The organism is uncultured Chitinophaga sp., assembly GCF_937874145.1.
Lineage (GTDB): Bacteria > Bacteroidota > Bacteroidia > Chitinophagales > Chitinophagaceae > Chitinophaga.
Genome location: NZ_CALNBI010000509.1, coordinates 1 through 8,526, shown reverse-complemented (window position 1 = coordinate 8,526; position 8,526 = coordinate 1). Strand labels below are relative to the sequence as shown.

The following is an 8,526-nucleotide window of genomic DNA, read 5'->3' as shown; positions in this document are numbered from 1 at the left end:
TTTAATTCCGCATCCCAGCCTTTTTCATAATAGAAGTTAGGAATGTAACCCTGCCGGATGTCTTCGATCAACCCTTCGATCACGTTCACGCGGTCGGCCATAATCAGCGGCATCCAATGGCCGAGGCGCCCTTCGCTTTGGGTGAACGCCTTGCGCCGGATCATCCCGCTGAAGCCCGAGGGCGGAACGGAGGTCCCGAAAACCGCCGGGAGGCCCGGCCTTTCATTGGATTGCAGGATCTCGACGCCGGGCTCCTGCAAGGGCGGGCGCTCATAGTTCAGCCGCAGGTGATCGTCGCCCGTATAGTGCTTCATGGGGTAGGTGGGCTCGTTTTCCGGGTCGGCATCCACGCCCCATCCTTTGATATGCCTGAAATTTTCTTCCATGTTTCCCATAAAAATTCGTTTAAGGAACCAATACCGTTTTGATGCAGTTATCCAGCTTGGAAGAGAAGATGCGATATGCATACGCCACTTCTTCCAAGGGGATTTTATGTGTGATGATGCCTTTCGGATCTATAAAACCGTTCTCAACGTGCGATATCAGCTTCGGCAATAGCCTTTTGACGGAAGCCTGGTTGGCGCGGATGGTGATCCCCTTGTTCACCACGTTGCCGATGGCCACGAGGTTCATCGTAGGACCGTACACGCCCACCACCGAAACGATACCCCCCTTTTTGACCGAGTTGATCGCCCAGTTGAGCGCCGTGGCAGACCCTGCCTGCATGAGCAGCCTGCGCCCCGTGAACGTCTGGATGGCGCTGCCTTCCGCTTCGCAACCCACCGCGTCGATACAGACGTCGGCTCCGTAATAGTCCGTCGCCTTTTTGAGGAACAGCACCGGGTCGCCGATGGATTTGAAATTATATGCTTCGCACTGGGCGTAAGTCCTCACGAAATCCAGCCGGTATTCCACATGGTCGATCACGATGACGCGCCCCGCGCCGAAGAGCCAGGCGCATTTGGCGGCCATGATGCCGATGGGGCCCGCACCGAAAACAACGACCGTATCGCCTTTTTTGATCCCGGCCATTTCCGCGGCCTGGTAACCGGTCGGCAGCACGTCGGTCAGCAATACCGCGTCATCAGGGTCCATGTTTTCGGGGATTTTAACGGGACCTACGTCGGCATAGGGTACGCGCACGTACTCCGCCTGTCCGCCGTCGAACCCGCCGGCCGTATGCGAGTAGCCGAAGATGCCGCCCGCCGCCGAGGCTTCCGCGTTGGATTCATGGCAGTTGCCATAGAGCTCCTGCCTGCAGAAAGGACAGCTGCCGCAGGCGATGTTGAAGGGCACTAGCACATGGTCTCCCGGTTTCAGGTTTTTGACGTCATTCCCCACATCCATCACCACGCCGGTGAACTCATGGCCGAACGTGGTGCCTACGCGGGTGTCGGGGACCAGGCCGTGGTAAAGATGGAGGTCCGATCCGCAGATGCAGGAACGGGTAACACGGATGATCGCGTCGCCGGGATGCAGTATCTCAGGGTCGGGCTTGTGCCTGTCTGCACGGATGCGGTACGGACCGCGGTAGTTCATTGCCAGCATGTGAAATGGGTTGTCCGACACCTGTCCGGCGCGGAGATGAAACAATCAGGTTTATCCGGTTTTTTACGGCCTGCACTGTTGCCGTATAACAGCCATTGGCGCCCGCTTGGAGGGATTTCCCAAAACGTGCCAACGGCCCCCACACCGGCGTTATTGATCCACACCTTTGCATGGCCGCTAAATGCGGCCGCTATATATGGCATGTGTATGACCGGTTGGATGCAGGCTTCCATAAGAGTACCGCCCCTAATACCATGCCACCGGGTCAGGTGGCTTTGCCTTTCAGCTCCCAGTGGTCTTTGATCCGCCGGCCGCTCCGGTCGTATTTCAGGGTCCGCGCGTAACGTTCGCCTTTCACCGTTCCATTTGCCTGCCGGGTGCCAATAAACACCAGGATCGCATTGCCGTTTTCATCCGTTTTGATAGATAGGTCCTTGCCTTTGTATTCCATTTCTACCATCGCGGAGGGCAGGAAGGGCATGCCCAGTTTTTTGATCAGCGGTTCACTTAGTTTCATCGTTCATGGTTTTGGCCGGAGATGTGAAATCAAGCCCCGGGCCAATCATTCGTTACGGAATTTCACCGTTTTTCAAACACATTAAGTCACATGAACATTTCTTGTAGGTTGATTGTTAATGAAGTAAACCGATTGAACAGTAATGGTACAACCTTTGTAACAGTATGAGTCTAATCCTTTTGTGATATGAAAATTATAGCAATATCAACCGCGTTTTTTGCGGTGGCCGTCCTTGGAACAGGATGTGTGAGCAACAAGAAATTCGCAGCGCTGCAAGGTAATTATGGCGAACTGCAGAATGATTACAAGGCCCTTACCGACAAGTACAACGATTGCCAGCGCGAAATGTCGGGTTCGTCTACGCGCGTGCGCAGCCTCGAAGAGCAGATCGCATCGCAACGGGCAGGGCTCCGTTCTTTACAGGAAGCGCTCGACAAGTGCCTGAACTCCTCCAGCCAGGGTAATGTGAATATCTCTAAACTGGTAGATGAGATCAACGCCTCCAACCGCTACATCCAGCAACTGGTGAACTCCAAGAACAAGAGCGACTCCCTCAACATGGTGCTCACCAACAACCTGACCCGCTCCCTGAGCCGCGAAGAAATGCGGGATGTGGACGTACAGGTGCTGAAAGGCGTAGTGTATATCTCACTGTCCGACAACATGCTGTATAAATCCGGCAGCTACGAGATTTCTCCCGCCGCAGGCGAAACCCTCAGCAAAATCGCCAAGATCATCAAAGATTACCGTGATTACGACGTGCTGATCGAGGGTAACACCGATAACGTGCCCATCAACAAACCCAATATCCGCAATAACTGGGACCTCAGTACCCTGCGCGCCTCCTCGGTGGTGCAGTCGCTGCAGAACAACTACGGTGTGGATCCTAAACGCCTCACCGCCGGCGGCCGTGGCGAGTACAACCCGATCGCGTCCAACGATACGCCTGAAGGCAAGACCCGCAACCGCCGCACCCAGATCATCATCACGCCGAAACTCGACCAGTTCATGGAGCTGATCGACAAGGCGCCTGAAAGTGCGGAACCTGCTCCCGGAGCACAGCCCGCACAACCTGCCGAGCCGCAGACCCAGGGGTAACCCGGTTGACAAATAATAAAAAGGAAGCCCGCGCATTTGCGCGGGCTTCCTTTTTATACATGGGGAAATTACACTGGATGACAGGCCGGGCTATTGCTTGTTGTCTTCTTCCCGGCGGAACACCTTCGCGTCGCGGGTGTTCTTTTGCACGGCGATGGCGCCGAAAAGGGCGAGTACGAAAGACATGGCGTAGAACCCTTTCTCACTGCGCGTGAGCTCGGCGTTCCACAACCCGGCCGTCAGCAGTACCACGGCCAGGATCGTACTGAACCAGGACAAACCGTAATAAATCGCGGTAACAGGGATGCCCTCCATCTGGTCGCGCACCGATTTCTGAACCGAAACGGCGGCGAACAGGCCGAACATGAGCACGGTAAAGTAGTAGCCTTTTTCGTTAAGCTGCATGGGGGCGTTCCATAAGCCGATGTTGAAAGCTACGGCGCCCGCGAGCAGGGCGATCCAGGAGGCGGCTACGAAGGCGGCGGAGGGCTGTTGTTGTTTGACAGTTTCCATAAAGGTTTTGAATTTATACTGCCAAGATATGCCCGCCCTTCCGCCAAACTTTTGACATCCGTCAAAAAGCGCCGGGCGAAATGTTAAAGGCGGCTGCGGACCCTGCTGAGGGTTTCCTGCGAAATGCCCAGGTAAGAAGCCACATACCCCAGCGGGGCGCGTTCCAGGATGTAGGGGGCCTGTTCCAGCAGCTGTTCGTACCGCTCCGCCGCCGATTTAAACTGCGCATTGACGTACCGCTCTTCCAGCCGGAGGTAATATTTCTCATACGCGATCCGCACAAGCCGCTCCAGTTCATGGTGCGCGTCGAGCAGGCGGAGGAGCTCCTCCCGGGAAACCGACCAGAGCACGGCGCCCTCCATCAGCTGGATGTTCTCCATCGCGGGCTGGCCGGTGGTGAAGCTGTGGAACGAGGTGACGAAGTCCTGCTCGAACCCGAACCAATGGGTGATCTCTTTTTCTTCCAGGTGATAATACCCCCGCAGGCATCCTTTCTCCACGAAATACAGCCGGCGGCAAACCTGGCCCTGCGCGATGAGCAGCTCATTTTTGGCATGCACCGATTCGGTAAGGCAATCTTCCAGCGCCTGGCGCGCGGCGGGGCTGATGGGATGGTAGCGGGCGAGATGCGCAAGTAGTTGTTGCATATGTAGAAGACAAAAATAAGGGCTGGGCCGGGGAAGTCAAATTTTGGCGCTAACTTGCGACCCTGTTTAAAACTTTCCTATGACAACAAAAAGGCCACGCAATTTCAACATTCCTGCCAATAAATGTGTAACTTAAGACAAACAATGGAACAGTACCGCCCCTGAATGTCTGTTACTCTCATTGTGTCGAAGCACCCCGCGCAGTATAAGATTTTGAGCTACTGACATATCAACCAGAACCAGATCGTAACTATAAAAACTATGTACACCCATGCATATGATGGATACCTATACGGTGGTCCGGGATTGGCTTAAACGGTCCCCGGCAGTCCTCCTTTTATCGCTATTAGCCGCTACGCCACAACCTGCTGAAGCCGCCCCGCATGCATCCTTTTACCAGGATTCCATACCCACGGCACGGGGGCGCGTCATCGACGCGGAAGAAAACATTCCCCTGCCCGGCGTTACCGTCGAAAACCTCGTGAGCCGCAGGGGCGCCATGACCGACGCCGACGGTTACTTCGCCCTCGCCGCCCGCAACGGCGACAGCCTCCGCTTTACTTATCTTGGTAAAAAATCCTCCGTGGCCGTCTACCGCGGGCAAATGCTCAACGTCCGGCTCCAGCAGCTGGAAGGGCAGCTGTCGGAAGTAGTGGTGACCGGTTTCCAGGACCTGGATAAGCGCAAATTTTCCGGCGCGGCCGTTACCCTGAAAGCCGACGACGTAAAAATCGACGGCCTGAGCGACATCACCCGCAGCCTCGAAGGGCGCGCGGCCGGTGTCACCATCCAAAACGTTTCCAGCACTTTCGGGTCGGCGCCCAAGATCAGGGTGCGCGGCGCCACTTCCATCAACGGTGATAACAAACCGTTATGGGTGGTAGATGGTGTGGTGCTGGAGGATATGGTCAATATCTCCAACGATCAGCTCTCTTCCGGCGACCCTACCACCTTGCTCGGCTCTGCGGTGGCAGGGCTTAACCCGAACGACATCGAAAGCTACGCCATCCTGAAAGACGCCGCCGCCACCGCCCTCTACGGCGCCCGCGCCATGAACGGGGTCGTGGTGATCACGACCAAGAAAGGAAAGATCGGCAAGCCCGTCGTGAATTATACCGGCAACTTCAGCACCCAGCTGGTGCCCTCCTACGGGGAATACAGCATCATGAACTCGGGCGAACAGATGTCTGTGCTCGCCGAACTCGAACGCAAAGGCTACCTCAACCCGGCAACGGTTAATAATCCCAACTGGGGCGTTTACGGGAAATTATACCTGGGCCAGCAGGCAGATGCCAACGGCAACTTCCCGATTCCCAACACCCCCGAAGCCCGGGAGAATTTCCTGAAACGGTACGCCGCCGCCAATACGGATTGGTACGACCTGCTGTTCAAGAATAATTTCATGCAGGAACATTCCCTCAGCCTGTCGTTCGGTACCGACAAATCGCAGTCGTACTTCTCCACCAGTTATTACGGCGACAACGGCTGGACGATCGCCGACCGCGTCAACCGCTACACGCTGAACTTCCGGAATAACTACCAGCTGTCGGACCGCGTAACCGTCGGTTTCTCCACACTGGCCTCCGTGCGCCAGCAGCGCGCGCCGGGTTCGCTGAAGCGGAACCCCAACCCGGTGGAGGGCAAAATGGACCGCGACTTCGACATCAACCCGTTCAACTTCGCCCTCAACTCCAGCCGTACCCTCACGGCATATGACCTGAACGGCGACCGCGAGTACTTCCAGCGCAACTACGCGCCTTTCAACATCCTCACCGAACTGGAAAATAATTACCTCGATATCAATGTGGCCGACATCCGGTTACAGGGCGATCTTTCCATTAAGCTCACCAACGACCTGAAGCTTGATTTCGTGGGCGCCCTCCGCTACGTGAAATCCTCCATGGAGCACCAGATTAAGGAAGACGCGAATATGGCCAACGCCTACCGCGCGGCGGGCAATGCAACTATTCAGCAGAACAATAAATTCCTCTACCGCGACCCGGACGATCCCGAGGCGTTGCCGGTGGTAGTGCTGCCTTACGGCGGTTTCTACAACCGTACCGAAGACCAGATGGTGAACTACGACATCCGCCCCAGCCTGAACTATAACAAGACCATCAACAACACCCATTCACTGAACCTCCTGGCCGGTATGCAGGTGAAATCCACTGACCGCCAGAACGCCAATAACACCGGGTTCGGCTATCAATACGGCAACGGCGGCGTACCCTTCGTGGATTACCGCATCGTGAAGCAAACCCTGGAGGCGAATTTCCCGTATTACGGAATGAGCCGCGATTACGACCGCTTCGTGGCGTTTTACGGATCGGCGGGATATTCTTACAAACAGAAATATAACCTGACGGCCACCGGCCGTTACGACGGCTCCAACCGCCTGGGCAGTTCCGCCCGCGCCCGCTGGCTCCCCACCTGGAGCATCGCCGGTTCCTGGAACGCCGACGCCGAGCCGTTCATGCAGGACCTCACCTGGATCGATTACCTGACGGTCCGCGGTTCTTACGGCCTCACCGCCAGCATGGGCCCGGCCACCAACTCGACCATCGTTCTCCGCAATATCAACACGAACCGGCCTTTCCTCAATGAAATGGAATCGGTGATCGTGCTGGCGGAACTGGAAAACGAAGACCTGACCTGGGAAAAAGCCTACACCAGCAACGTGGGGCTCGACTTCGGCCTTTTCCAGAAGAAAGTAAACGTGAGTGTAGACGCCTATATGCGCCAAAGCTTCGACCTGATCAGCGTGGTGCGCACCTCCGGCGTCGGCGGGCAGTCGCTCAAAGCGGCGAACTACGCCGACATGGACGCACACGGCATCGAAGTGCTGGTAGGCGGGCAGGTGATCAAGCAGCAGGACTGGGGCTGGAAAACGAACCTGACCTTCGGTTACAATACCACTAAAATCACGGCCCTGCGCAACCGGCCGAGTATTTACAACCTGGTGGTGGCGGAAGGCGGTGCGCAGCAGGGCTACCCGGCGCGGGGGCTCTTCGCCATTCCCTTCACCGGCCTCGATCCGCGGACGGGCAAGCCTTTGTTCCAGAACGAGAAAGGGGAAGTGTCCGGCTCCGTTTACCTGCAGGATTACAACGTGGGGTTCCTGAAGTATATGGGCCCGGTAGACCCCACCATCGCCGGCGGCTTCTCCAATACCTTCAATTACAAATCGCTGTCGCTGAACGTATTCGTGACCTACCAGGCGGGCAATATGATCCGGCTGTACCCGGCCTTCCACGTCGATTACTCCGACCTGGATGCTTCACCGAAAGAATTCCAGGACCGCTGGGTGTTTCCGGGCGACGAGCAGTATACCCGGGTGCCGCCGATTTACGGGGCGTTTGAGAAGAGTTCGCTGAGTGGGGAATATCCTTATAACAACTACAACTATTCCACCGAAAGGGTGGCCAAGGGAGATATGATCCGGTTGAAGACGGTATCGCTTTCCTATATGCTGCAACCCACGCTGCTCAAACGCGTGGGTCTCAAAACCGCCAGCGTAACGGCCGCGGCGATCAACCCCTGGCTGATTTACGCCGATCCGAAACTGAGAGGCCAGGATCCGGAGTTCTTCAATACCGGCGGCGTGGCCCAGCCCGTGCAGAAACAATTTACGCTCTCCCTGAAAGTAGGCATCTAAAAGTAACGACCATGCAAAAGCATTTAAGCATATTAGCCATAATTACCCTGCTGACTACGGCGGGTTGCAAAAAATTCCTGGAGCAGCCGCCCGACAACAGGGCGCAGCTAACCTCACCGGAACAGGTGTCGCGCCTCCTGGCCACGGCCTACCCCGGCGCCAGCTACGTGCAGTTCGCCGAACTGGCTTCCGACAACGTGACCGACCGCGGGCAGGGAGAACAGGGCAACGAAGTGGTGGACCCGTATACCTTCACCGACGTCCGCAGCGAAGAGCAGGACTCGCCTGAATATTACTGGAACGCCTGCTACTCCGCCATCGCCGCCGCCAACCAGGCACTGGAAGCTTGCGAGAAAGCCGCCAATCCCGGCGCCTATTACGCGCAGAAAGGCGAAGCGCTCCTCTGCCGGGCGTATGCGCATTTCATGCTGGTAACCTTCTTCGCTGAAACTTACGATCCCGCTACGGCTGCTTCCAAACCGGGCGTGCCCTATGTGACGGAGCCGGAAAAAGAAGTGGTGAAGCAATACGACCGCAGGACCGTGGCG

General features: G+C 56.5%; 8 protein-coding genes. 3 read left to right on the top strand and 5 right to left on the bottom strand.

What is annotated here, in order from left to right; all coding sequences use genetic code 11:
* From Q0510_RS24235 to Q0510_RS24225, 3 genes are all read right to left on the bottom strand, one after another.
* Positions 1-395 (bottom strand): hypothetical protein (locus Q0510_RS24235; RefSeq protein ID WP_298717714.1); only part of this gene is annotated, 395 nt, incomplete at its 3' end.
* A gap of 10 nt (positions 396-405) precedes the next feature.
* Positions 406-1,548 (bottom strand): zinc-dependent alcohol dehydrogenase, encoded by a 1,143-nt coding sequence (locus Q0510_RS24230; RefSeq protein ID WP_298717711.1) that lies wholly within the window; start codon positions 1,546-1,548, stop codon positions 406-408.
* Positions 1,549-1,813: 265 nt separating this feature from the next.
* Positions 1,814-2,065 (bottom strand): hypothetical protein, encoded by a 252-nt coding sequence (locus Q0510_RS24225; protein WP_298717708.1) that lies wholly within the window; start codon positions 2,063-2,065, stop codon positions 1,814-1,816.
* 186 nt (positions 2,066-2,251) lie between these two features.
* Here Q0510_RS24225 and Q0510_RS24220 point away from each other — a divergent pair, with 186 nt between their 5' ends.
* On the top strand, positions 2,252-3,163 hold the full coding sequence (locus Q0510_RS24220; protein ID WP_298717705.1) for an OmpA family protein: 912 nt from the start codon (positions 2,252-2,254) through the stop codon (positions 3,161-3,163).
* Between the two features lie 90 nt (positions 3,164-3,253).
* On the opposite strand, the gene yiaA is transcribed toward Q0510_RS24220, so the two are convergent.
* A complete protein-coding gene (gene yiaA / locus Q0510_RS24215; protein WP_298717703.1) occupies positions 3,254-3,676 on the bottom strand; it encodes an inner membrane protein YiaA in 423 nt (140 codons plus the stop codon).
* Positions 3,677-3,759: 83 nt separating this feature from the next.
* Positions 3,760-4,323 carry a Crp/Fnr family transcriptional regulator gene (locus Q0510_RS24210; RefSeq protein ID WP_298717701.1) on the bottom strand — a complete coding sequence of 188 codons (564 nt, stop codon included), beginning with the start codon at positions 4,321-4,323 and terminating at the stop codon, positions 3,760-3,762.
* Positions 4,324-4,594: 271 nt separating this feature from the next.
* Between Q0510_RS24210 and Q0510_RS24205 the strand changes: the two genes are divergently transcribed.
* Together Q0510_RS24205 and Q0510_RS24200 are read left to right on the top strand one after the other, a co-directional pair.
* Positions 4,595-7,978: a SusC/RagA family TonB-linked outer membrane protein gene (locus Q0510_RS24205; RefSeq protein ID WP_298717695.1), complete on the top strand. Its 3,384-nt coding sequence runs from the start codon at positions 4,595-4,597 to the stop codon at positions 7,976-7,978.
* Positions 7,979-7,989: 11 nt separating this feature from the next.
* Positions 7,990-8,526, top strand: a 537-nt coding sequence (locus Q0510_RS24200; protein WP_298717692.1) for a RagB/SusD family nutrient uptake outer membrane protein, incomplete at its 3' end; no start/stop codon positions are given.

Coding starts and splice junctions, on each gene's coding strand:
- Q0510_RS24230 (WP_298717711.1), bottom strand. CDS start 1,548: ATGCTGGCAATGAACTACCGCGGTCCGTACCGCATCCGTGCAGACAGG.
- Q0510_RS24225 (WP_298717708.1), bottom strand. CDS start 2,065: ATGAAACTAAGTGAACCGCTGATCAAAAAACTGGGCATGCCCTTCCTG.
- Q0510_RS24220 (WP_298717705.1), top strand. CDS start 2,252: ATGAAAATTATAGCAATATCAACCGCGTTTTTTGCGGTGGCCGTCCTT.
- yiaA (WP_298717703.1), bottom strand. CDS start 3,676: ATGGAAACTGTCAAACAACAACAGCCCTCCGCCGCCTTCGTAGCCGCC.
- Q0510_RS24210 (WP_298717701.1), bottom strand. CDS start 4,323: ATGCAACAACTACTTGCGCATCTCGCCCGCTACCATCCCATCAGCCCC.
- Q0510_RS24205 (WP_298717695.1), top strand. CDS start 4,595: ATGCATATGATGGATACCTATACGGTGGTCCGGGATTGGCTTAAACGG.